This window comes from Burkholderia lata, assembly GCF_902499025.1.
Taxonomy (GTDB): Bacteria; Pseudomonadota; Gammaproteobacteria; order Burkholderiales; family Burkholderiaceae; genus Burkholderia; species Burkholderia lata_C.
The window spans coordinates 1-23756 of the sequence record NZ_CABVPW010000031.1; the positions used below are offsets into that span (position 1 = coordinate 1).

The following is a 23756-nucleotide window of genomic DNA, read 5'->3' on the forward strand; positions in this document are numbered from 1 at the left end:
CGGACGCCGGCACGGCGGACGGGCTGGCGACAGCCTCCGGCGCCGGCGCGCTCGCTGCCGCTTGCGCGTCGCTCGCGGCGGCGGCAGCCTCGGCGGCCTTCTTCGCCGCTGCGGCCGCCTTCGCCTTCTTGCCGCCGCGGTCGCCGTCGATGTCGGCCAGCAGGTCGAGTTCCGAAGGCAGGTTGTCCGCCCCCGTCCAGCCCGCCAGGCGATCGCCCGAGAACGTCACGACAAGATCGCGCTGCTGGACGACTGCCGTCGAACCGCGCTTGAAGTAGAAGAGGTAATCCCAGCGGTCGGCGTGGAACATGTCGGCCAGCAACGGGGTGCCGAGCAGCGCGCGCACCTGCTCGCGCGACATGCCGATCTGCAGCTGCGCGGCCTTCTCCTGCGACACGAAGTTGCCTTGCACGACGGTGATCCGGTAGGGGGTGATGCTCTGCGCGATGCGCTGCGTCACGCTGTCGTACGACGAACAACCAGCCAGCGCGGCAACGGCGGCGGCAGCGATGATGACACTCCGCATGCGGCTCCTCTGAAAGTGCGAAAGAGATTCTGGAATCATTTCCCTCACCGTGCAGGCCCGCGTCGCAGGCCGCGCGTGTTTCTGGAACGGCGAAAAGCCGGTAACATTGAAGCCCTGCATTGTACTCTAGGGATGCCTAGCCATGACCAATCCGACGGATCTCAAGAATATCGGGCTAAAGGCCACCCTACCGCGCCTCAAGATTCTCGAGATCTTCCAGCAAAGCCCGGTGCGCCACCTGACCGCAGAAGACGTCTACCGGAACCTGCTCAACGAGCAGCTCGACATCGGGCTCGCCACCGTCTACCGCGTGCTGACGCAGTTCGAGCAGGCCGGCCTGCTCACGCGCAGCAACTTCGAATCCGGCAAGGCCGTGTTCGAACTGAACGAAGGCTCGCACCACGACCACCTCGTGTGCCTCGATTGCGGCCGGGTCGAGGAATTCTTCGACGCCGAGATCGAAGGCCGCCAGCAGGCGATCGCGAAGGAGCGCGGCTTCAAGCTCCAGGAGCACTCGCTCGCGATGTACGGTTCCTGCACGACCGAGAACTGCCCGCACCGCAAGCACTGACGCGCATCACCCGCATACGCAGCACGGCCCGGCCGGCATCTCGCCGGCCGGGCCGTGTTTTTTTCGGGATAGCGGCGGTGCGCCTCTGGCTTTCGAAAACCCTTCGATACGTCGGCCCGGGCTGCCGTCAGGCAGCCGGAGCCAGGCGTCTCGCGTGCGTCAGGCCGCGCAGGCCGGCTCGAACTCGAGCGCCCATGCGCGCTCGAGCGGGATCTCGTCGCAGTTCGGCTGCGGGCCGCCACGATCGACGATCACGAAATCGCTGACCGCGTCGAGCGCGAGCAGCGGATGGTGCCAGACGCCCTTCGCATAGTTCACGCCCTGCCAGCCTTCGGCCAGGAACGCGCGCATCGCGTCGGGCCGGAATTCGCCGGCGGGCGCGACCACGATCGCGTAGCGCGACACGGCCGCGAGCGGGATGAACGCCTGGCTGCCGTGCGGATGGCGCTCCATCAGCGTGACCGCGACCGGCAGCGCGCGCGGCTGCGCGCGGAACACGCTGACGAGCGGGCGGCCGCCGTCCGCGCACACGTCGATCGTTGCCAGGTCGTGGAAGCGCTCGGTTGTGCCGCCGTTGATCGGAAAATGCCGCGCGCCTTCGAGCGCGATCACGTCGCCGAACGGCGCGAACGCTTCGCGGGTCAGGCGCTCGACGCGCAGGATATGGGATCCGCTCATGCCGTTGCCCTCCTTCAAGCCGGCTCGCCCCACAGACGCAGGCGCGACACGCCGCCATCCGGGAAGATGTTGAAACGCACGTGCGTGACGGGGCCCAGCGCGGCAAGCTGGTCGAACGTATGGACGTGATCCATCTGCAGCTTCTGCTCGCCGAGCAGTTCGGCCCAGAACATCGCCTGCGTGACGAGCGAATCGTCGGTGCCGCCCGCGACCCGCGCGGCCTGCAGCGAGCAGCGGTCGGGGAAATTGCCCTTGAAGAACGCGGTGTCGACCTCGACGCGCCGGATGATGCCCGGCCGCGCGAGCGCGACGATCGCCCAGTCGTTGCCGGGCTCGCGGCGGCGCCGCGTTTCCCAGCCGTCGCCCATGTTCACGCCGCGCCCCGGCATCAGCATCTGCGACGCCGGGCCGAAGTGCTGGTTGTTCGCGGCCACCAGGTAGCCGCCGTTCTCGATCGCCGCGAGATCGACGAGCTCGCCGGCCGGCACCTGGCGCCAGTCGCGCTGCGGCTGGCCGTACACGCGCAGCCGCGCAAGGCCGCCGTCCGGGTACAGGTTCACGCGCAGGTGCGTATAGGGCTGCACATCGTCGACGCTCACGTAGTGATGCGAATTGCCCTGCAGCGTCGTCGCCGGGACGATCGGGCGCCACTGCGCGTCGTCAGGCGGCGTGTCGCCTTCGGCGACGCACGCGTCAATCGACGCGGCCGGCGGGAAGTCGCCGGTGAAATGGCTCGTGTCGAGGTCGACGCCGTGGATCACGCCCGGCCGCGCGAGCCGCACCACGCAGAAGTCGTGGCCGGTCGTGCGCTTGCGGCGCGTTTCCCAGCCGTCCATCCACTTGCCGTGGTCGTCGTACTTGCCGGGAATGAACACGGCCGGCTCGGGATTCAGCATGCGCTCCTTCGGCGCGAAGAACTCGTCGCTGGCGAAGAGCGCCTGCGCCCCGAGGCGCGGGTCGGCGAGGTTCATGTAACGCCGCGTAAAGGCCGGCGCATTCGGATCGAGGATGGGGGCTGCCATGTCGTCTCCTGTTTGATGACGTGCCGGCGCATCGAGGCGCCGGCCACATGAATGCGGTTTGCGCGGAACGGCCGGGGGCGAAACCGTTCCGCGCGAGGTTGCGCTCAGAGCGCGTGAGCCTGGTCGCCGGCGACCGGCGCAGCGCTGCCCGACGCGTCGGCCGCGACGTAGCGCAGCTCGCGGTTCAGCACGCGCGTCGCACGAGCGCGGTCGATGTCGTTTTCCCACACCGCGACGACGACCGTCGCGACGCAGTTGCCGATCAGGTTGGTCAGCGCGCGGGCGATGCCGACGAACCAGTCGACCGGCAGGATCAGCACGAGGCCGAGCACCGGAATCGCGGGGATCGCCGACAGCGTCGCCGCGAGGATCACGATCGCCGAACCCGGGATCCCGTGCGCGCCCTTCGACGTGACGAGCGACACGAGCAGCACGACGATCAGGTCATGCGTCGACAGCGGCGTGTTGGTGGCCTGCGCGATGAACAGCACGGCGAGCGTCAGGTAGATCGAGAAGCCGTCGAGGTTGAACGAATAGCCGGTCGGAATCACGAGGCCGACCGTCGAATCCTTGATGCCCATGTATTCGAGCTTGCTCATCACCTGCGGCAGCACCGCGTCCGACGACGCCGTGCCGAGCACGATCGACAGTTCCTCGCGCAGGTAGCGGATCAGCTTGAACACCGAAAAGCCCGCGAGCCGCATCACCGCACCGAGCACGACCGTGACGAACACGAAGCAGCTCAGGTAGAACACCGCGACCAGATAGCCGAGCTGCTTGAGCGACGCAACGCCGTACTTGCCGGTCGTGAACGCGATCGCGCCGAGCACGCCGAGCGGCGCGAGCTTGATGATGAAACCGATGATCCGGAAGAACACGTGCGACAGTTCCTCGATCAGCGAGTTGACGCGCTGCGCCTTGTCGCCGAGCAGCGACAGCGCGGAGCCGAACAGCACCGCGAACACGAGGATCTGCAGGATGTCGCCCTTCGCGAACGCGTCGATCGCGGTCTCGGGGATGATCTTCATCAGGTAGCCGGCCGTGTCCTTCAGGCTTTCGGCGTTCTTCGCGTACGACGCGAGCGAGGCCGCGTCGAGCGAGCGCAGGTCGATGTTCATCCCGACACCCGGGCGCGTGAGCCACGCGAGCACGAGGCCGATCCCGAGCGCGATCGTCGTCATGATCTCGAAGTAGACGACCGCTTTCAGGCCGACCCGGCCGACCTTCTTCAGATCGCCCGCATTGGCCATCCCGCTGACCACGACGCAGAACACGATCGGGCCGATGACCATCTTGATGAGCTTCAGGAAACCGTCGCCTAGCGGTCGCAACGACTCGGCGAAGTGCGGGAAGAACGCGCCGAGCGCGACCCCCAGGATCAATGCGACGACTACCCGGCCAAACAGCGAATTGAGGAATTTCGACACGGCGCTCTCCCGATCCAACGGTTGCAGTTTCGTCTGTTCATACTGGTAAGACCAGTGATGTTATGGTGGATAGTAGGAAGCCGATATAGTCGCGTCAAGGACGGACGAAATAGGGATTTCCCGCCCCCGCCCGCCCGGTTTCGATGCACCGGACAGGGGCAGATCGTGGCTTTCCCGTAGGTCGGGCATGCACCGCCTGCGTGCGGATTACAATGCCGGTCAGACCGGCCAAAGTTCACATCATGAAAAACGTTCCGCATACCGTGACCGACGCCGCCATCGCGACGATCCGCGACCGGATCGAGGCAGGCGTGTATCCGGTCGGCAGCCTGCTGCCGGCCCAGCGCCAGCTGTCCGAGGAGCTGGAGATCAGCCGCGCGTCGCTGCGCGAGGCGCTGTCGACGCTCGAGGCGCTCGGGATGCTGCGCATCCGCGCGGGCAAGGGTGTGTACGTCGAAAGTGCGCAGGCCACGGCCGCGCATGCATGGCGGTACGCCGAGCAGTCGTCGCCGCCCGACACGTACCAGATGCGCTACGCGCTCGAAGGGTTCGCCGCGCGGATGGCCGCGCACGTCGTCAGCGATGACGACATCGCGTGGTTCGAGGACAACCTCGCCGACCTGCACGTCGCGCTCAGCGAAAACGCGCTCGACGACGCGTCGCAGCTCGACTTCGACTTCCACATGCGGATCATCCATCTGGCCGGCAACGCGGCGATCGAATCGGTGCTGCGCAGCAGCGCGGACATCATGAAGGAAAGCCAGCGCATGCCGTTCTACCGGCGCGAGCTGCTGCTGTCGACGTGGCACGAGCACCGCGCGATCGTCGACGCGCTGATCGCACGCGATGCGGCTGCCGCGGGCACCGCGATCGAAACGCACATCGCGAACGCCGCGCAGCGCGCGGGCATCTTCTTCCCGACTCCGCGTACGTGACGGCCCGGGCGGCCGCCCGTCGCGCGCGCCGCCTGGTCGTACCGGTCAACCTCCCGACGGATCCCGATACGCGAGCGCTCGCTCGATGAACGCGCGCGCCGCGACGCTGCGGTACGCGCCCTTGCGCGTCAGCAGCGCCGCCGTGCGCGCGGGCAGCGGCGGATCGATCTCCAGCGCGCACAGGTCGGCGCTCTCGCGCGCGACGGCATCGGGCAGCACCGTCGCGAGCCGGCCGCACCGCACGAGCTCCAGCACCGCGCTGATCGTATTCGTCTCGATCGCGATCTTCGGCTGAGCGCCATGCTCGATGAAATACCGGTCGATGCTCTCGCGCGTGGCGAACGCGCGGCTCAGCAGCACCAGCGGCTCGCCGCCGAGCTCGGCCGGCGTCAGCGCGCGGCGGCGCCGTGCGAGACGGTGCGTGCGGCCCGTCACCAGCGCGAGCGGCTCGTCCCACAGCGGCAGCGCGTCGATGTCCGGCGCACGCGGCGGCATGAACGCAAAGCCCGCGTCGAGCCGGTCGTCGGCGAGCAGCGCCTCGATGCGCTCCTGCGGCATCGCGTCGATCGTCAGTGCGACGTTCGGATAGTCGGCATGGAACGCGTCGATCAACGAGCCGCTCAGGTAGGCCGCGAAGGTCGGCATCATCGCGAGCCGCAACGACCCGCTGCCGAGATCGGCGACGTCGTGCAGCGCGCGCTGCCCGGTATCGAGCTCGTGCAACGCGGCGCGCGCGTGGCGCGCATAGACCTCGCCGAACTCGGTGAGCTGCACCGTACGGCCCGAGCGGTCGAACAACTGCACGCCGAGCGTGTCCTCGAGCTGGCGCACCTGCTGCGACAGCGTCGGCTGCGAGACGTGCAGCGCGTCAGCCGCGCGCGTGAAACTGCGCTGCTCGGCAACGGCCAGGAAATAGCGGATGTGGCGGAGTAGCATGGCGGCCGACGTATTGGTTTTACCAATGAAGCGCATAACGATCCAGTCTTGGACGCTATGGTTCGATTCCCGCATCATACGCACATCCGTTCCCGTGCATCGCTGCTGTCACCGCACCGGAACGGCTCGCCCGGGCCCGCCCTGCCTCCGCCCGCCGCACGACGATCCGCCGCCCGCCCGATCCGGGCCCGGCCGCGATCCACCCGGCGCGCATCGGCTCACCGCCGATCCGTCGACGCCGGCCCCGATTTCCGTCACCCCGCGCAGCCGACGGCCCCATGCCGCCGGCCGGCGCCGCTGTTTTTCGCGACCATGGAACCGCATCACGACACCCATCCTCCCCTGACCCGCGGCATGACGCTGCTGTTCGCCTGCGCGTGCGGCATCGTCATCGGCAACATCTACTATGCGCAACCGCTGCTCGCCGCGATCGCGCGCAGCTTCGGCCGCGCGCCGACCGAGCTCGGCTATCTCGTCACGCTGACGCAGCTCGGCTATGCGGCGAGCCTGCTGCTGATCGTCCCGCTCGGTGACGCGGTCAACCGTCATACGCTGATCGTGCGGCTGCTGATGCTGAACGTCGTCGCGCTGGTCGCGGTCACGTTCAGCACGAACTTCACGATGTTCGTCATCGCAAACGTCGCGGTCGGCTTCGTCACCTGTTCGACACAACTGCTCGTGCCGTTCGCGGCGTCGCTCGCCGATGCACGCTCGCGCGGCCGCGCGGTCGGCACCGTGATGAGCGGGCTGCTGCTCGGCATCCTGCTCGCGCGCGTCGCGGCCGGTGCGATCGCCGACGGGTTCGGCTGGCGTGCGGTGTACGGCATCGCCGCGGTGATGGTGGCGGCGCTGACCGTCGTGCTCGCCGTGAAGCTGCCGAAGGATCGTCGCGACGCGCGCCTCGACTATGCAGCGCTGATGAAGTCGCTCGTCGCGCTGGTGCGCGCACAACCGCTGATCGCGCTGCGCTCCACCTACGGCGCACTCGTGTTCGCATGCTTCAGCCTGCTGTGGACGGGCCTCACGTTCCTGCTGAGCCAGCCGCCGTACAGCTATTCCGAAGGGCAGATCGGCCTGTTCGGCGTCGTCGGCGCGGTGGGCGCGCTCGCGGCGACGTCGGCCGGCCGGCTCGTCGATCGCGGGCATGGCAACGCGGCGACGGGTCTGTTCGCGGCGGCCGTGCTCGCGTCATTCGCGCTGATCGCGACCGGCGCGCACTCGCTCGCGGCGCTGATCGCGGGCATCCTGCTGCTCGACGTCGGCGTGCAGGGCATGCACATCTCGAATCAGAGCGTGATCTATGCGCTGGCCGGCAACGCGCGCAGCCGCGTGACGACGATCTACCTGACGAGCTACTTCATCGGCGGCGCGTTCGGGTCGTTCGCGGCGAGCGTCGCATATGGCATCGACGGCTGGCGCGGCGTGTGTGTCGCAGGCGCGGCGCTGTCGGGTGTGCTGATCGCGCTGTGGCTCGCATCGCAGCGCGTCGGCACCCGACAGGTCACGCAGTAATGCGGTAGCGCGTTTCCGCAGCACGACGAAAAAAGGCACGCCGCGCGAATCGCGGGCGTGCCTTTTTCATGACGTCGATACCGCCCGCCGCGCGCTAGCGCGTGATCGTCACGCCGCCTCGTCCGCGAAGTCGATCAGCACCTTCATCGCGCGCTGCCGGTCGCCGGCCAGTTCGAACGCGAGGTTCGCGTCGCGCATCGGGAACACACGCGTGACGGCCGGCCGAAGGTCGACGCGCCCCGCGTTGATGAGTTGCACGGCGAGCGCGAATTCCGCGTGGAAGCGGAACGACCCGCAGATCGACAGCTCCTTCGCGACCACGACGTTCTGCGGCAGGCTGACGTCGCCGCCGAGCCCGAGCTGCACGACCACCCCGCGCGGACGCATCACGTCCAGCCCGTCGCGCAACGCGCGCGCATTGCCCGAACACTCGATCATCACGTCGAACGTGCCCTTGTCGGCGCCGTAGCGCTCGACCCAGCCGGCATCGGCCGCCGCATTGATCGTGCGGTCGGCGCCGAGTGCGCTCGCCACTTCGAGCGGCGCCTCGACGACGTCGGTCGCGACGATCTCCGCCGCGCCGTGCACGCGCGCCGCCGCAACCGCCAGCACGCCGATCGGCCCGCAGCCCGACACGAGCACGCGCTTGCCGATCAGCGGACCCGCGCGCGACACCGCGTGCAGCCCGACCGCGAACGGTTCGGCGAGCGCCGCGAGCGACAGCGGCACGTGATCGGCAACCTTCACGCACTGCACCGCATCGCACACGAGCGCGTTGCGGAACGCGCCCTGCACGTGCGGCATCCGCATCGCGCTGCCGTAGAAGCGCATGTCGAGACACTGGTTCGGCAGCCCTTCGAGACAATAGCGGCACGCGCCGCACGGCCGGCTCGGATTGACCGCGACGCGATCGCCGACCTTCACCGACGTCACGTCCGGCGCCACTTCCGCGACCGTGCCGGCCACCTCGTGGCCGAGCACCATCGGCTGCTGCAGCCGGATCGCGCCGAAACCGCCGTGCCGGAAGTAATGGAGATCGGAGCCGCAGATGCCGCCCATCGCGACATCGACGCGCACCTGGCCCGGGCCGATCTCGCCCGCGTCCTGCTCTTCGACCCGCAGGTCGTTCGGCCCGTGGATCACGACACACATGCAACGCATACGCATGACCGCCTCCTCAGACGACCGGTGTGACCAGCGGCTCGCCGGCAAAGTGCGCGGCAAGGTTGTCGCGCACGAGCCAGCCCATCGCCTGGCGCGTCTCGATCGTACCGCTCGCATGGTGCGGCTGCAGCAGCACGTTCGGCAACGCGAGGAAACGCGGGTCGATGCGCGGCTCGTTCCAGAACACGTCGAGCGCCGCGCCGGCGATCGCATTGCGCTCGAGTGCGTCGAGCAGCGCCGGTTCGTCGACGGTCGTGCCGCGCGACACGTTCACCAGATAGCCTTGCGGCCCGAGCGCGTCGAGGACGGTTGCATCGACGAGGTGGCGCGTCGTCGGCCCGCCCGCGAGCGTGACGATCAGCAGGTCGCACCAGCCGGCCAGCTCCGCAAGATCGCCGAAGAAGCGGTGCGGGCTGTCCGCGCGCGGTGCGACGTCGAAGTAGCCGAGCTCGACGTCGAAGCCGGACAGCCGGCGCGCAATCGTCGTGCCGATCCGGCCGAAGCCGACCACGCCGACGCGCTTGCCGTAAAGCCGCGTGACGAGCGGCATGTCGCCGTCGCGCCATGCGCCGGAACGCACGTACGCGTCGCCGGCGCCGATGCGGCGCATCATCGCGAGCGCGAGCCCGACGCCGAGATCGGCCACGTCGCCGGTCAGCACGTCGGGCGTGTTGGTCACGCGGATGCCGCGCTCGCGCGCGGCGGCGAGATCGATCGCATCGGTGCCGACGCCGTAGCAGGAGATGATCTCGAGCTTCGGCAGCGCGGCGATCAGCTCGGCATTCGCACCGAGATCGCCGCGCGTTGCAATCGCGCGCACGCCGGCGCCGTGTTCGGCGAGGAACGCCGCGCGGTCGGCGGCCTCCCACAGCCGGTGGACCTGGTAGCCGGCCGACAGCCATGCTTCGTCCCACGGCTGGTAAGGGCCCGTCATCAGCAGTTCGGGCCGTTGGGTCGATTCGTGCGCCATCTGCGCTTGCTCCTGTCGAGGTAGGTTGAATGCGAAAGCGTGCCGGGCCGCGTCAGCCGCCCGGCACGTTCATGCGTGCCGCGCGAGCGCATCGGCGTCCGGTGCCGGCGCCGCCTGCGCCGCGTCGAACGGATCGTCGAGATCGCGGTTCAGCGTTTCGGGCATCCGCGACGTCGTGAACAACGTGATCAGCGTCAGCAGCACCAGGTACGCGGCGATCGGCACCCACGCGCGCACGCCGGCCGTGTGGTCGCCGCCGTGCAACGCGATCACGGTCGCGATGATCGTCGCGCCGACGAGCGGCGCAATCCCGCCCGCGAGCACCGCCGACACTTCGCGCGAGAACGACACGCCCATGTAGCGATGGCGCGCGCCGAACAGCTCGGGCAGCAGCGCGGCCTGCGCGCCGAGCATTCCCCAGTTCGCGAACCCCTGCGCGACCGAGATCGCAATCACGCTCGCGACCACGTTGCCGTGGCTGAAGATCCACCACACGGGAAATGCGAGTGCGAGCTGCAGCCACGCGAACGTGCGATACACGCGCACGCGGCCATAGCGGTCGCTGAGCCAGCCGGCCAGCGGCACCGTGCACGCGCCGACGGTCGCCGCGCACACCAGCGCGAGCGCGCCGATCGGCCCCTTCATCCCGATCACGCCGGCGAGATAGCTGACAGCGAGCGCCTGGTAGATCGACGAGCCGCCGTTCTCGGCCATCCGCAGGCCGATGCCGATCAGCAGCGAGCGCTTCGAATGCTGCACGGCGCTCTTCAGCGGATTCGCCGACACCTGCGCACGCTTCTCGAGCCGCACGAAGGTCGGCGACTCGTGCAGCCGCACCCGCATGTAGATCCCGACCGCGACGATCACCGCACTGAACAGGAACGGCACGCGCCAGCCCCAGCCGTCCGTCACTCGGTCGATGTTCGCGAGCAGCAGGAAGTAGACGGCCGCCGCGAGCACCGTGCCGAGCTGGATGCCGAGAAACGGCAGCGACGCATAGAAGCCGCGCTTGCCCGGCGGCGCATATTCGGTCATGAGCACCGCGGCGCCGGCCTGCTCCGCGCCGGCACCGAGGCCCTGCAGGATGCGCAGCAGGATCAGCAGCGCGGGCGCCCAGTAGCCGGCCGTCGCGAAGGTCGGCAGCACGCCGATCAGCGTGCTCGCGATACCCATCAGCAGCACCGTCGCCGTCAGCACGAACTTGCGGCCGATCCGGTCGCCGAGCACGCCGAACACGACGCCGCCGAGCGGGCGCACCGCGAAGCCGACGAAGTAGGTGCCGAAACTCGCGATCAGCCGCATCTCGGCGGTCTGCGCGGGAAAGAACAGCGGCCCGAACACCAGCGCCGACGCGAGCGTGTACAACGCAAAATCGTAGTATTCGAGCGCGCTGCCGAGCGAGCAGGTCCATGCCGCGCGGTTGAGCTGCTTCGTGTCGACGCCGCGGCGCCCGGCGGTCTCGCCCGGCGTGCCGGACCCTGCATCGTGCCGCGCGGGCGGCGGGGAAATGCGATCCATCGTTGTCTCCTGTCTCCTGCCTTCCGTTCCGGAACCGGCTGCGCATCGCGCGACCGGGACATCGGCCCGCTCGTCACGGCGGGCTCTTCTGGGAATTCGGATGCCGGCCGCAGCCGGCGCAACGGCGCGGGCGCGCCGCCGCTCAGACGGCGCTGGTCAAGCCGCCATCGACGAACAGCGTCTGGCCGTTCACGAAATCGGATGCGGCCGACGCGAGGAAGATCGCCGCGCCGCACAGCTCGTCGACGCGCCCCCAGCGGCCGGCCGGCGTGCGCTTGCACAGCCAGTCCGAGAACGCCGCGTCGTCGACCAGCGCGCGGTTGAGTTCGGTTTCGAAATAGCCGGGCGCGAGGCCGTTCGCCTGGATGCCGTGGCGCGCCCAGTCGGCGCACATCCCTTTCGTCAGCATCCGCACCGCGCCCTTGGTCGCCGCGTACGGCGCGATCGTCGGCCGCGCGAGCTCGCTCTGCACCGAGCAGATGTTGATGATCTTGCCGCGGCCGCGCGCGATCATGTGCCGCGCGACGGCCTGCGCGACGTTGAACACGCCGTCGAGGTTCACGCGCATCAGCGCATGCCAGTCGTCGGGTTCGAATGCGTCGAGCGGCGCGCGGCGCTGGATGCCCGCGTTGTTCACGAGGATGTCGATCGCGCCGACGCGCGCCTCGAAATCGTCGATCGCCGCGCGTACCTGCGCGTGCTCGGCGACGTCGAATACCGCGTAGTCGGCCGTGAAGCCTTCCTCGCGCAGGTGCCGCACGAGCGTCGCGGCCTTCTCCTCATTGCGATCGTTGATGACGATCGCCGCCCCCGCTTCGGCCAGCCCGCGGGCGAGCGTCAACCCGATCCCGCGACCGGAACCGGTAATCAGTGCGCGGCGGCCGTCGAGGCGGAACCGTTCAAGCGCGTTGGTCATGCGTGTCTCCTCGTGCCAGTCGAGCCGGCGGCCCATCGCGGCCGGTCTCGCGTTGACGGTATCTTCGGCTGCCGGCCGGGCGCCGCGCCAATGGTCTTTTTTGATCCGGTTATCATGAAACTTGATTACCGCCCTTGCCTGCCCGCCGTCCATGGAACTCAAGCAATTGCGCGCCTTCGTCACGCTTGCGGAAGAGCTGCATTTCGGGCGCGCCGCGCAGCGCCTGTTCATCGTGCAGCCCGCACTGAGCATGCAGATCAAGGCGCTCGAGGAAGAACTCGGCGCGCGCCTGTTCGAGCGCGACCGGCACAAGGTCGAACTGAGCGATACGGGGCGCGTGTTCCTGCCCGAGGCGCGCGCCACGCTGCAGCAGGCCGCGCGCGCGGAACAGCTGGCGCGGCTGTCGAGCCGCGGCGAGATCGGCACGCTGCGGATCGCGTTCGTGTCGTCGGTGCTGCCCGTGCTGCTGCCGGCCGTGCTGCGCACGATGCGCGAACGCTATCCGCTGATCACGCTCGAACTGAAGGATCTGCCGACGCCCGACCAGATCGCCGCGCTGCGCGACCGGCGGATCGATTTCGGGATGATCCGGCTGCCGGCCGCGTATGCGGGCATCGACACGCGCGTGGTGCTCGAGGAAGGCTTCGTCGTCGCGCTGCCGCTCGACCATCCGCTCGCCGCGCACGATGCGATCTCACCGGCCGCGCTGCGCGGCCAGCCCGCGTTCGTGCTCGCGCGCCGCTACGCGCCGGGCTTTCACGACGACATGCTGCTCGCGCTGAGCCGCGCGGGCACGACGCTCGAGATCGCGCAAGAGTTCGGGGAATTCACGACGATGCTCGCACTCGTCGCGGCAGGGATGGGAATCGGGCTGATTCCGGCGGAAGCCGCCAGCGCGCTGCCGCCGAACGTGCTCGCGCGGCCGCTCGACCTCGCCGGGCATCGCACCGGTATCGGCCTTGCGTGGACCGACCTCGACAGCCCGCTAAAGCGCGCATTCGTTGCCGCGCTCGAGCAGGTGACGGCAGCATCGAGCCATAACGGCGGGCAATAAAAAAGCCCGGCCGGAAAACCGGGCCGGGCTCGTTCGCTACGCAGGCCGCCTCGCGGCGGCCGCGCAACGTGCGGGATTACTTCGCGTTCGCGAACGCGACAGCCGTATCCAGCATGCGGTTCGAGAAACCCCACTCGTTGTCGTACCAGCTCGACACCTTGACGAGGCGGCCCGACACCTTGGTCAGCGTTGCGTCGAACGTCGACGAAGCCGGGTTGTGGTTGAAGTCGATCGACACCAGCGGTGCGGTGTTGTAGCCGAGGATGCCCTTCAGCGCGCCTTCCGATGCTTCCTTCATGATCGCGTTGACTTCCTCGACCGTCGTGTCGCGCTTCGCGATGAACGACAGGTCGACGATCGACACGTTGATCGTCGGGACGCGGATCGCGTAGCCGTCGAGCTTGCCGTTCAGTTCCGGCAGCACCAGGCCGACCGCCGAAGCAGCACCCGTCTTCGCCGGGATCTGGCTGTGCGTGGCCGAACGCGCGCGGCGCAGGTCTTCGTGATAGACGTCCGTCAGCACCTGGTCGTTGGTGTAAGCGTGGATCGTCGTCATCAGGCCCGTTTCAAGGCCGATCTTGTCGTGCAGCGGCTTGACGAGCGGTGCGAGGCAGTTCGTCGTGCACGATGCGTTCGAGATGACGGTGTGCTCGGCCTTCAGCACGTTGTGGTTCACGCCGTAGACGATCGTGGCGTCGACGTCCTTGCCGCCCGGTGCCGAGATGATCACCTTCTTCGCGCCGCCCTTCAGGTGCGCGCTCGCCTTTTCCTTCGTCGTGAAGAAGCCCGTGCACTCCATCACGATGTCGACACCGAGCTCGCCCCACGGCAGTTCGGCCGGGTTGCGGTTCGCCAGCACGCGGATCCTGTCGCCGTTCACGATGAGGTAATCGCCGTCGACCGACACTTCACCCGGGAACTTGCCGTGCGCGGTGTCGTACTGGGTCAGGTGCGCGTTGGTCTTCGCATCGCCCAGATCGTTGATCGCGACGATCTCGATGTCGTGCTTCTTGCCGTTCTCGTAGAACGCGCGCAGCGTGTTGCGGCCGATGCGGCCGTAGCCGTTGATTGCGACGCGAATCGTCATGGTCTATCTCCTGATGGCTGAAAAAAATTCGTTTCGTGCAGCTTCACGGTGCGACGCGCGCGAGGGGTAGCGCGCGTCGCGTATGTCTCTTTAGGCCAGCACGGCCTTGGCGGTCTCGACGACGTGCTCGACGGTGAAGCCGAAGTACTTGAACAGCACGCCTGCCGGCGCCGACTCACCGAACGTGTCGATCCCGACGACGCCGCCTTCGAGGCCGACGTACTTGTGCCAGAAGGCCGTCACGCCCGCTTCGATCGCGACGCGGCGCACGCCGTGCGGCAGCACGCGCTCACGGTACTCGGCGTCCTGGCGGTCGAACACGTTGGTCGACGGCATCGACACGACGCGTGCCGCGATGCCTTGCTGCGCGAGCGGCTCGACGGCCTTCATCGCGAGTTCGACTTCCGAGCCGGTCGCGATCAGGATGATCTTGCGCGCGACGATCTCTTCGTCCCAGTCCTTCAGCACGTAGCCGCCCTTGTCGATGTTCGCGATCTGCGAATCCGTGCGCGGGTTGAATGCCAGGTTCTGGCGGCTGAAGATCAGGCTCGACGGACGGTCGGCGGCAACCGCGTGCGTCCATGCGACGGCCGTTTCGACCGTGTCGGCCGGACGCCACACGTCGTGGTTCGGGATCAGGCGCAGGCTCGACACGTGCTCGATCGACTGGTGCGTCGGGCCGTCTTCGCCGAGGCCGATCGAATCGTGCGTGAACACGAAGATCGACGGCAGCTTCATCAGCGCGGCCACGCGCAGCGCGTTGCGGCTGTAGTCGGAGAACGTCAGGAACGTGCCGCCGAACGGCTTGTGGCCGCCATGCAGCGCGAGGCCGTTGATCGCGGCGCTCATGCCGAATTCGCGCACGCCGTAGTTGATGTGGTTGCCCAGCTGGACGCCCGGGCCTTCCGGATTCGCACGGACGGCCTTCGATGCCTTCCAGTTGGTCAGGTTCGAGCCGGTCAGGTCGGCCGAGCCGCCGAGCAGCTCGGGCAGCGCGGCAGCCAGACCTTCGATCGCCTGCTGCGACGCCTTGCGGGTCGCCACCGTCTCGCCGCGCTCGTTCGCGCCGGCGATGATCGCCGCAGCCTTCTGCGCCCAGTCGGCCGGCAGCTGGTTGGCCATCCGGCGCTCGAATTCGGCGGCTTCTGCCGGGAACTTGGCGCGATAGGCAGCGAACTTCGCGTCCCATTCGGTTTCCGCGCGCTTGCCGGCTTCCTTCGCGTCCCATGCCGCATAGACTTCCTGCGGAATCACGAACGGTGCCCACGTCCAGCCGAGCGCTTCGCGCGTCTTCGCGATTTCTTCCGCGCCGAGCGCCGCGCCGTGCACGTCGTGGCCGCCGGCCTTGGTCGCCGCACCCTGGCCGATCACCGTCTTGCAGCAGATCAGCGTCGGCTTGTCCGACAGCTTCGCCTTCGCGATGGCTGCGTCGACCGCGTCGACGTCATGGCCGTTTACGTGCGGGATCACGTTCCAGCCGTAGGCTTCGAAACGCTTCGGGGTGTCGTCGTGGAACCAGTTCACGACGTCGCCGTCGATCGAGATGCCGTTGTCGTCGTACAGCGCGATCAGCTTGTTCAGCTTCAGCGTGCCGGCGAGCGAGCAGGCTTCGTGCGAGATGCCTTCCATCAGGCAGCCGTCGCCGAGGAACACGTACGTGTGGTGATCGACGATCTTCGCGCCGTCACGGTTGAACTCGTCGGCCATCAGCGCTTCGCCGAGCGCCATGCCGACCGCGTTCGCGAGACCCTGGCCGAGCGGGCCGGTGGTCGTCTCGACGCCCGGCGTGATGCCGTATTCCGGGTGGCCCGGCGTCTTCGAGTGCAGCTGGCGGAAGTTCTTCAGCTCTTCCATCGGCAGGTCGTAGCCGGTCAGGTGCAGCAGCGAGTACAGCAGCATCGAGCCATGGCCGTTCGACAGCACGAAGCGGTCGCGGTCTGCCCAGTGCGGGTTCGTCGGGTTGTGCTTCAGATGACGCGACCAGAGCGCGACGCCGATTTCGGCCATGCCCATCGGCATGCCGGGGTGGCCGGAGTTCGCTTGCTGGACGGCGTCCATTGCGAGCGCACGGATCGCGTTGGCCATCAGGGTGGTGGAGGCGGGAGACGAAGTCGTCATGTCGAGTCCGGAGAACGAGTCGAGGAAACGGGGGCACGGCGGCATCCGGAAGCTCGAGCGTCGATCGTTCCCGGCGCGCGGTGCGGCGCCTGACGGACGCGAAGCGGACGGAGCCTACGGACGGGGCTGCAAAGCTCGTCATTTTAACAGATGGGCTGACATTTCCCTTGTCTGTGCACAGTGTTCCGGCACGGTTTTCCGTCAAACCGCCCGCCTCCTATAATTCAGACGTCGGAACTGCCAGCCCTGAGCCGCCCGCCCGTGAGCACCACGCTTCTCTTTCACCCTACGCCCGATGCCGCCTACGGCTTCCCGAACGCCCGGCGGCTCGCGCGCGTCGCGTCCCCGCACCAGCAGATCGAAGTCTGGGAGACCCCGCAGCTCGGCCGCCTGTTTACGCTGGACGGCCGGCCGATGACGTCGGTCGGCGACGAGTACGTCTATCACGAGTGCATGACGCACCCTGCCGCGCTCGCGCATCCGGCGCCGCGCCGGGCGCTCGTGCTCGGCGGCGGCGACGGCGGTGCAGCACGCCAGCTGCTCAAGCATGCGTGCATCGAGCGGATCGTGATCGCTGAACTCGACGACGAGGTGGTCGGGATGGCGCGCCGTTATCTCGACGACGTGCACCAGGGCGCACTCGACGACCCGCGCGTCGAGGTCGTGATCGGCGACGCCGCACATTTCGTCGAGTCGACCGTCGAGCATTTCGAGCTCGTCGTGTTCGACCTCACTCCGCCCGATTCGCCGGCGGCCGGCCTCTATACGCGCGAGTTCTACGCGCGGCTCAAGCGGATCCTGACACCGTGCGGCGCGATCTCGATGCACCTCGGCTCGCCGGTGTTCCACACGGCGCGCATCGCCGCGCTGCTCGACGACCTGCGCGCAAGCTTCGCGGTCGTCGATCCGTTGTCCGCGCACGTACCGCTGTACGGTTCGCAGTGGCTGATGGCGATCGCGAGCGACACGCTCGACGCGGCCGCGCTGTTCGCACACGACATCGACGAACGGCTCGCGGCACGCCGCGTCCAGGGCTTGCGCTACTACGACGCGCGGCTGCATGCGTCCCTCTTTGCCCTGCCGTGCGCGCTGCGCGATACACTGGGCGTTCGCCGCTGAACGTCCGCGCGGCCGCCTCGCTCCATTTTTCCATCGCGTCCTTGCAGGTTTCGTGATGCACGGCACCGGGGCGGAACGCCCCGGACACCGCGCCGCCCCCTGAACGAACGCCCAAGCATGGAATCGGAGCACGTGCCCAAGCGCCCCCACAGGAGATTTTCATGACCGATCCACGTCCGGCCAACGTGCCTTGGTTGACGCCCTACCTGGCCGTACGCAACGCGCGCGCGGCCATCGATTTCTTCAAGGCCGCATTCGGCTTCGAGCTGCGCGACGTGCACGACGAGGACGGCGTGATCATGCACGTCGAGATGGCCTATCGCGGCCAGCTGATCGTGATGTTCGCGCCCGAGGGGGCGTTCGGCTCGACTGCGCTCACGCCGAAGAGTGCGAACGCCACCGCGCCGCAGTCGTTCTACCTGTATGTCGACGACGTCGACGCCACCTGGCAGCGCGCGCTCGACGCGGGCGCGAAATCGCTGAGCGCGCCGCAGGATCAGTTCTGGGGCGACCGGTTCGCACAGATCGAGGATCTCGACGGCTACCGATGGGCGCTCGGGCGCCGTCTCGACGCATGACCCACACCGCTACACGCATGAACGAAGCCACCACCACCGCGGCCGTGCCGCGCTTTTTCGTCGACGCGGCCCTGCGCGCCGACGCCACGCTCGCGTTGCCGGCCGATGTCGCGCGCCACGCGCAGGTGCTGCGGCTGCAGCCCGGCGACGTGCTCGCGCTGTTCGACGGCACCGGCGGCCAGTACCGCGCCCGGCTCGTCGAGATCGACAAGCGCAGCGCGCTCGCCCAGATCGACACGTTCGAACCGGCCGAGGCCGAACCGCCCTATCGCGTGACGCTCGCGCAAGGCATCGCCGGCGGCGACAAGATGGACTGGGTGATCGAGAAAGCCGTCGAGCTCGGCGTGACGGCGGTCGTGCCGCTATCGACCGCACGCGGCGTCGTGAAGCTGTCCGGCGAGCGCGCGGACAAGCGCGTCGCACACTGGCGCAGCGTCGTGCGCGCATCGTGCGAGCAATGCGGGCGCAACCGCGTACCCGACGTCGCACCGGTCGCCGGCTTCAACGCGTGGCTCGATACGCTGCCGGCCGCACCGGCCGATGGCGAGCTGCGGCTGCTGCTGTCGCCGCGCGCGAGCATCCCGTTCGCGTCGCTGCCCGACGTGCCGCCCGCCGCCACCGTCACGCTGCTGATCGGGCCGGAAGGCGGGCTGTCGCCCGACGAGGAAAACGCGGCCCGCGCACGCGGGTTCACGGCGCTGTCGCTCGGGCCCCGCGTGCTGCGCACCGAGACGGCCGGCGCAGCCGTGCTTGCCGCGCTCGCGGCGCGCTGGGGCGGGTGGTAACGGGAAGTCGTGCCGCCGCGAGACGGTGCGGCACGCCCTGACCGCACGCCACCCGGCCGCTGCGCGACACGCGGCCGGCATCACCACCGGAATGCGACGCGCCGGTCTATCGCAACTTACTTGTCGCTCGACGAGCCATGCGGGATCGCTTCGGACAACGCGTCGAGCACCGGCGTCAGCACGTCTTGCGGGCTTCCGGTCGTCCAGCCGCCGTCCAGGCTGTAGACATCGATCTTGCCCGTTACGGGATGCGTGACGGGCGCCGCGTCCAGCACCTTCGCCATGCCGGAGCAGATCGCATTGAACGCGGCAATCCGGGCCGCATCATTCTTCAGGCGGCCGTTGCCGAGCTTCGCCTCCAGCGCCTTCGCGCCGGGCGCCACATCCGGGACGCGGCACGCAAATTCAACCGTCGCGATTGTTTCTCCGTCGCGAGCCGAGTTCGGTTGTTGCGACGACCCGGTTGCCTTGCACTCCGAGCGATTGATCGCACGCTGATAGGCCGCGGCCATGCTCTCGACCGATGGACGCAATGCGGCACTCGCCTTCGTCGGCATCGGCACCAGCAAGTCTTCGGCCATATCCTTGCGCATCGAATCGCCCATCTTCGACAGAACGTCGATGTTGAGTGCGTCCTTGCCGCTGTAACTCGAGCGTACGGCGTCGTTGAATTCGCGGGCTTTCGACACGTCGCCGTTGACGAGTGCGCCGATGTAAAGGTCGACGGTTTGCTCGGGCGTCAGCGGTGCTGCGTGCGCGGCGCCCGCCGCGACCAGCAGGGGCAGCACGACGGCGCGTGCGGAACGGGAAATATTCATGGGAAGACAGCCCTCTCTCGATGGTTTGTTGTAAGCACCCGATGCGGCGGCTGCCGCGGCCGGGCCGACCGCGATTGTCTCGAAAAAAGGTGCCCGATGAAAGGTCAATGTCAGCGAGCGACACGCCGCGCCGGCCCGGACGCATTGCGCGGGCGCAAAAAAGCCCGCTCGCGGCGGGCTTGTGGAGGGCGATTCACCGCATCGGCCACTGGCCGACGCGCTTACGCGAACGAATAGAACACGCGGAACGCAACCTTGCGCTCGGCCCAGAATTCGGCCGCCTCGCGGAACACGTCGAGCAGCGTCTCGCGCCCTTCCTTGTCGAACTTCTGCGCGATCGGCAGCCCGTCGAGGACGATCACGAAACCGGGCTGCGCGCCGGCCTTCGCGACGAGGTCGGTCAGGGAGTCGTACAGCGCGTCGTAGTTCTTCCCGAAATGCTTCGGGAACAGGAACGACGTCGCGATCGTTTCCATCACTTCCTGCTTCGACTGCGCGGCGCCGCAAAACGCATACAGGAAATGCTGGCCGAGCCGGCCGGCTTCGTCGGCAAGATCCTGCACGCGGAACGCGCGGATCGACTGCACGAGATTGGGTCGCACGGTCGTGAAAAGGCTCATAGGCTCCTCGTTCGATGAAAGCCCGGGTTCGGCTTCCTGTTGCTCCGGCGTGCCGCCAGCCTGCGCCGCCGCGTGCAGTTGGATCACGCGCTGAAACAGATTGCCGTCGCCGGCCGCGAACAGTTCCGCCGCCGCCGTTTCGTGCGCGTAGATGGAGTCGCTCATGCCATTCGTCCCGAAGTCATTCAACAATACGTTTAAAACTGTTGTAGTGGTCGCCCGTGTAATAACAGTTGTCGATCCGGCGCAATGGCCCGCCGCAGACGATCCGGCGCGCACCGCGATTGCGGGCACGCGGCGTCGGCACCGTGTACTCATGGTAGTAGCCGCGCTTCGCTTTTGGCAGGATCCGCTCGCGGTTGCCAAACACGACGCCGTCTTTCTCGTACGGATACGGACCGCCGGCGCCGATCAGGCCCAGCGTGGTCACGGCCTCGCGCGGAAGACGAGCGGTCGGAATCGTATCGAGCCCGCTCGCCGCCACGTCGGCCGGAACGGCCTCCCGTGCGTAAGCGGCGGAAACCAGACTGCCCGTCGGCGTGCCGACGATACCCATCGCGAACATCGCGAAGACGGACGCGAGCGCGCCGTTGCGGAGCCACTTGCGTGCCATGAACCAGGGTTCCCGCTGTTAAATCAAGTAGTTGACGACCAACAAAGGCGTTAGCGTAGCGTTATTGGCCGCGCGAATCAATGTCCGTTTGGGAATCGAAAGCGTCGTGATACCCGGAATTGCGCATTTTTTACCGAAATCACACTACATTTATCTTACATGGGATAAAATGCGGGCGGCATCTCTGGCATGGCGAGACTCTGCCTCCTTGCCACGCCGGCTACGCTGAGTGGAGAGAGATGCTGATGTTGCTTGAGGGAAGCGCGTTTGCGCCCTGCCCGCGGCGTGCCCATTGCGGGCACGCCTCTTTTTGCTTTTGTTTACAATTTCGCCCGACGCGCCACACCGGTTCGACCGGCCTGGCGCGTTCGTTTTGGCTCAACGCGTGGCGTTCACGTCGGCGACCAGCAGCGCCGCCATGTTGACGATGCGGCGAACGGTCGCCGATTCGGTCAGCACGTGCACCGGTTGCGCAGCGCCCAGCAGGATCGGCCCGATCGCGATGTTGTTGCCCGCGGCCGTCTTCAGCAGGTTGTACGCGATGTTCGCGGCGTCGATGTTCGGCAGGATCAGCAGGTTCGCTTCGCCTTCCAGCGTCGATTCCGGCAGGATTTCCTTGCGCAGCGCCGCGTCGAGCGCGACGTCGCCGTGCATCTCGCCGTCAACCTTCAGCTCCGGTGCACGTTCCTGCACGATCGCGAGCGTATCGCGCATCTTCTTCGCCGAAGGTGCGTTGCTCGTGCCGAAATTCGAGTGCGACAGCAGCGCGACCTTCGGCTCGATACCGAAGCGGCGCACTTCTTCCGCGGCCATGATCGTGATCTCGGCCAGCTGTTCCGGGGTCGGATCGACGTTCACGTGCGTGTCGACGAGGAAAATCTGGCGGCCCGGCAGCACGAGGCCGTTCATCGCCGCGTACACGCTGCAGCCCGGGCGCTTGCCGATCACCTGGTCGATGAAGTGCAGGTGGCGGTGCGTGGTGCTGATCGTGCCGCAGATCATCCCGTCCGCTTCGCCCTTCTTCACCAGCATCGAGCCGATCAGCGTCGTGCGGCGGCGCATCTCGACACGCGCGAGCTGCTCGCTGATGCCCTTGCGCGCCATCATCTTGTAGTACGTCTGCCAGAAGTCGCGGTAGCGCTCGTCGTGCTCGGTGTTGACGACCGTGAAATCGGTGCCCGGCGTCAGGCGCAGGCCGTAGCGCTGGATACGGTGCTCGATCACCGACGGGCGGCCGATCAGGATCGGCTTCGCGAGTTTTTCGTCGACGATGATCTGAACGGCGCGCAACACGCGCTCTTCTTCGCCTTCCGCGAACACAACGCGCTTCTTCTCTTCCGGCGCGGCGCGCGCGATCTGGAAGATCGGCTTCATCGTCGTGCCGCTGTGGTACACGAACTGCTGCAGGTGGACGCGATACGCCTCCATGTCCTCGATCGGGCGCGTCGCGACGCCGCCGTCCATCGCGGCCTGCGCGACGGCCGGTGCGATCTTAACGATCAGGCGCGGATCGAACGGCTTCGGAATCAGGTATTCGGGCCCGAACGACAGGTCCTGGATGCCGTACGCGGTCGCGACGATGTCGCTCTGCTCGTGCTGCGCGAGCTCGGCGATCGCATTGACGGCCGCGATCTCCATTTCACGCGTGATCGTCGTCGCGCCGACGTCGAGCGCGCCGCGGAAGATGAACGGGAAGCACAGGACGTTGTTGACCTGGTTCGGGTAATCGGTGCGGCCGGTGGCCAGCACCGCGTCCGGGCGCACTTCGAGCGCGAGTTCCGGCAGGATTTCCGGCGTCGGGTTCGCGAGCGCGAGGATCAGCGGGCGCTCGGCCATGCCCTTCACCATCTCCTGCTTCAGCACGCCGGCGGCCGACAGGCCGAGGAAGATGTCCGCGCCGTCGATCACTTCGGCCAGCGTCCGGGCTTCCGTTTCGCGGGCGAAACGCTCCTTGTCCGGATCCATCAGCTCGGTGCGGCCCTTGTAGACCACGCCCGCCAGGTCGGTCACGATGATGTTCTCGATTGGCAGGCCGATGTCGACCAGCAGGTCGAGACACGCGAGCGCGGCCGCACCCGCGCCGGACGCGACGAGCTTGACCTTCTTGATGTCCTTGTTGACGACCTTCAGCCCGTTCGTGACGGCCGCGGCCACGACGATCGCGGTGCCGTGCTGGTCGTCGTGGAACACCGGAATCTTCATCCGCTTGCGCGCTTCGCGCTCGACGATGAAGCAGTCCGGCGCCTTGATGTCTTCCAGGTTGATCCCGCCGAAGGTCGGCTCCAGCGCGGCGATCACGTCGACGAGCTTGTGCGGGTCCGATTCGTTCAGTTCGATGTCGAACACGTCGATGCCCGCGAACTTCTTGAACAGCACGGCCTTGCCTTCCATCACCGGCTTCGACGCGAGCGGGCCGATGTTGCCGAGACCGAGCACCGCCGTGCCGTTCGTGACGACGCCGACCAGGTTGCTGCGCGCGGTGAAGCGCGCCGCGTTGAGCGGATTCTCGACGATCTCCTCGCACGCGTACGCCACACCCGGCGAGTACGCGAGCGCGAGGTCGCGCTGGTTGATCATCTGCTTGGTCGGGGCGATCGCGATTTTCCCGGGGGTCGGGAATTCGTGATAGTCGAGCGCGGCTTCGCGGAGCTTGGCTTTGGAGGAGGCTTGGGTAGACATGTGTCTCTTGGCGGGCGGATTAGAATAACTCTTCGACGGCATTGTAGCGCCAATCATCGGCCGCCAGACCGGCGATTCGGGTGCAACAGCCGCGACAAAATTGTACCGAA

The 23756-nt window shown here is 67.7% G+C and carries 22 protein-coding genes; 7 read left to right on the forward strand and 15 right to left on the reverse strand.

Annotated elements, in window-relative coordinates; all coding sequences use genetic code 11:
* The coding region (locus BDI24065_RS27640; RefSeq protein ID WP_175033954.1) for an outer membrane protein assembly factor BamE at window positions 1-526 on the reverse strand (526 nt) is incomplete at its 3' end.
* 142 nt (window positions 527-668) lie between these two features.
* Between BDI24065_RS27640 and fur the strand changes: the two genes are divergently transcribed.
* On the forward strand, window positions 669-1097 hold the full coding sequence (gene fur, locus BDI24065_RS27645; RefSeq protein ID WP_043191276.1) for a ferric iron uptake transcriptional regulator: 429 nt from the start codon (window positions 669-671) through the stop codon (window positions 1095-1097).
* A gap of 159 nt (window positions 1098-1256) precedes the next feature.
* Here fur and BDI24065_RS27650 read toward each other — a convergent pair whose 3' ends face one another.
* From BDI24065_RS27650 to BDI24065_RS27660, 3 genes are all read right to left on the reverse strand, one after another.
* A complete protein-coding gene (locus tag BDI24065_RS27650; protein WP_175033955.1) occupies window positions 1257-1775 on the reverse strand; it encodes an ureidoglycolate lyase in 519 nt (172 codons plus the stop codon).
* 14 nt (window positions 1776-1789) lie between these two features.
* The gene (gene alc / locus BDI24065_RS27655; protein ID WP_175033956.1) at window positions 1790-2797 is read right to left on the reverse strand and encodes an allantoicase; all 1008 of its coding nucleotides are present in this window, start codon (window positions 2795-2797) and stop codon (window positions 1790-1792) included.
* Between the two features lie 104 nt (window positions 2798-2901).
* Window positions 2902-4224: a C4-dicarboxylate transporter DctA gene (locus BDI24065_RS27660; protein ID WP_175033957.1), complete on the reverse strand. Its 1323-nt coding sequence runs from the start codon at window positions 4222-4224 to the stop codon at window positions 2902-2904.
* Window positions 4225-4436: 212 nt separating this feature from the next.
* On the opposite strand from BDI24065_RS27660, the gene BDI24065_RS27665 reads away from it, so the two are divergent.
* The gene (locus BDI24065_RS27665) at window positions 4437-5159 is read left to right on the forward strand and encodes a FadR/GntR family transcriptional regulator (RefSeq protein WP_175033958.1); all 723 of its coding nucleotides are present in this window, start codon (window positions 4437-4439) and stop codon (window positions 5157-5159) included.
* 45 nt (window positions 5160-5204) lie between these two features.
* Here BDI24065_RS27665 and cynR read toward each other — a convergent pair whose 3' ends face one another.
* Window positions 5205-6095, reverse strand: a complete 891-nt coding sequence (cynR, locus tag BDI24065_RS27670; protein WP_175033959.1) for a transcriptional regulator CynR — start codon at window positions 6093-6095, stop codon at window positions 5205-5207.
* Window positions 6096-6407: 312 nt separating this feature from the next.
* Between cynR and BDI24065_RS27675 the strand changes: the two genes are divergently transcribed.
* Window positions 6408-7607: an MFS transporter gene (locus BDI24065_RS27675; RefSeq protein ID WP_175033960.1), complete on the forward strand. Its 1200-nt coding sequence runs from the start codon at window positions 6408-6410 to the stop codon at window positions 7605-7607.
* A 108-nt stretch (window positions 7608-7715) separates the two neighbouring features.
* Here BDI24065_RS27675 and BDI24065_RS27680 read toward each other — a convergent pair whose 3' ends face one another.
* The 4 genes from BDI24065_RS27680 to BDI24065_RS27695 all read right to left on the reverse strand — a co-directional run bounded on the left by BDI24065_RS27680 (window position 7716) and on the right by BDI24065_RS27695 (window position 12175).
* Complete coding sequence (locus tag BDI24065_RS27680) at window positions 7716-8774, reverse strand: L-idonate 5-dehydrogenase (protein ID WP_175014534.1); 1059 nt, start codon at window positions 8772-8774, stop codon at window positions 7716-7718.
* 10 nt (window positions 8775-8784) lie between these two features.
* Window positions 8785-9741, reverse strand: a complete 957-nt coding sequence (locus tag BDI24065_RS27685; protein WP_175033961.1) for a 2-hydroxyacid dehydrogenase — start codon at window positions 9739-9741, stop codon at window positions 8785-8787.
* A gap of 69 nt (window positions 9742-9810) precedes the next feature.
* Window positions 9811-11259, reverse strand: a complete 1449-nt coding sequence (locus BDI24065_RS27690; RefSeq protein ID WP_175033962.1) for an MFS transporter — start codon at window positions 11257-11259, stop codon at window positions 9811-9813.
* Between the two features lie 142 nt (window positions 11260-11401).
* The gene (locus BDI24065_RS27695) at window positions 11402-12175 is read right to left on the reverse strand and encodes an SDR family NAD(P)-dependent oxidoreductase (protein WP_041493006.1); all 774 of its coding nucleotides are present in this window, start codon (window positions 12173-12175) and stop codon (window positions 11402-11404) included.
* A 151-nt stretch (window positions 12176-12326) separates the two neighbouring features.
* Between BDI24065_RS27695 and BDI24065_RS27700 the strand changes: the two genes are divergently transcribed.
* Window positions 12327-13229 carry a LysR substrate-binding domain-containing protein gene (locus tag BDI24065_RS27700; RefSeq protein ID WP_175033963.1) on the forward strand — a complete coding sequence of 301 codons (903 nt, stop codon included), beginning with the start codon at window positions 12327-12329 and terminating at the stop codon, window positions 13227-13229.
* Window positions 13230-13305: 76 nt separating this feature from the next.
* On the opposite strand, the gene gap is transcribed toward BDI24065_RS27700, so the two are convergent.
* Both gap and tkt read right to left on the reverse strand, forming a co-directional pair.
* Window positions 13306-14316 carry a type I glyceraldehyde-3-phosphate dehydrogenase gene (gap, locus tag BDI24065_RS27705; protein WP_174916851.1) on the reverse strand — a complete coding sequence of 337 codons (1011 nt, stop codon included), beginning with the start codon at window positions 14314-14316 and terminating at the stop codon, window positions 13306-13308.
* A gap of 90 nt (window positions 14317-14406) precedes the next feature.
* Entirely contained in the window at window positions 14407-16479 is a 2073-nt protein-coding gene (gene tkt, locus BDI24065_RS27710) for a transketolase (protein WP_175033964.1), read from the reverse strand.
* 216 nt (window positions 16480-16695) lie between these two features.
* Here tkt and speE point away from each other — a divergent pair, with 216 nt between their 5' ends.
* The 3 genes from speE (at window position 16696) to BDI24065_RS27725 (ending at window position 18916) form a co-directional block, all read left to right on the forward strand.
* On the forward strand, window positions 16696-17553 hold the full coding sequence (gene speE / locus BDI24065_RS27715) for a polyamine aminopropyltransferase (protein WP_175033965.1): 858 nt from the start codon (window positions 16696-16698) through the stop codon (window positions 17551-17553).
* Between the two features lie 161 nt (window positions 17554-17714).
* Entirely contained in the window at window positions 17715-18131 is a 417-nt protein-coding gene (locus BDI24065_RS27720; RefSeq protein ID WP_175033966.1) for a VOC family protein, read from the forward strand.
* Window positions 18132-18148: 17 nt separating this feature from the next.
* On the forward strand, window positions 18149-18916 hold the full coding sequence (locus tag BDI24065_RS27725) for a 16S rRNA (uracil(1498)-N(3))-methyltransferase (protein WP_175033967.1): 768 nt from the start codon (window positions 18149-18151) through the stop codon (window positions 18914-18916).
* A gap of 116 nt (window positions 18917-19032) precedes the next feature.
* Here the strand turns inward: BDI24065_RS27725 and BDI24065_RS27730 are convergent, their stop codons facing one another.
* The 4 genes from BDI24065_RS27730 to BDI24065_RS27745 form a co-directional block, all read right to left on the reverse strand.
* On the reverse strand, window positions 19033-19734 hold the full coding sequence (locus BDI24065_RS27730) for a hypothetical protein (RefSeq protein WP_175033968.1): 702 nt from the start codon (window positions 19732-19734) through the stop codon (window positions 19033-19035).
* 221 nt (window positions 19735-19955) lie between these two features.
* Window positions 19956-20519, reverse strand: coding sequence for a barstar family protein (locus BDI24065_RS27735; protein WP_175014546.1), 564 nt, complete (start codon window positions 20517-20519; stop codon window positions 19956-19958).
* A gap of 16 nt (window positions 20520-20535) precedes the next feature.
* Window positions 20536-20967 carry a ribonuclease domain-containing protein gene (locus tag BDI24065_RS27740; protein ID WP_031398890.1) on the reverse strand — a complete coding sequence of 144 codons (432 nt, stop codon included), beginning with the start codon at window positions 20965-20967 and terminating at the stop codon, window positions 20536-20538.
* Between the two features lie 378 nt (window positions 20968-21345).
* A complete protein-coding gene (locus BDI24065_RS27745; RefSeq protein ID WP_302479477.1) occupies window positions 21346-23688 on the reverse strand; it encodes an NADP-dependent malic enzyme in 2343 nt (780 codons plus the stop codon).
* Window positions 23689-23756: the final 68 nt, after the last annotated feature.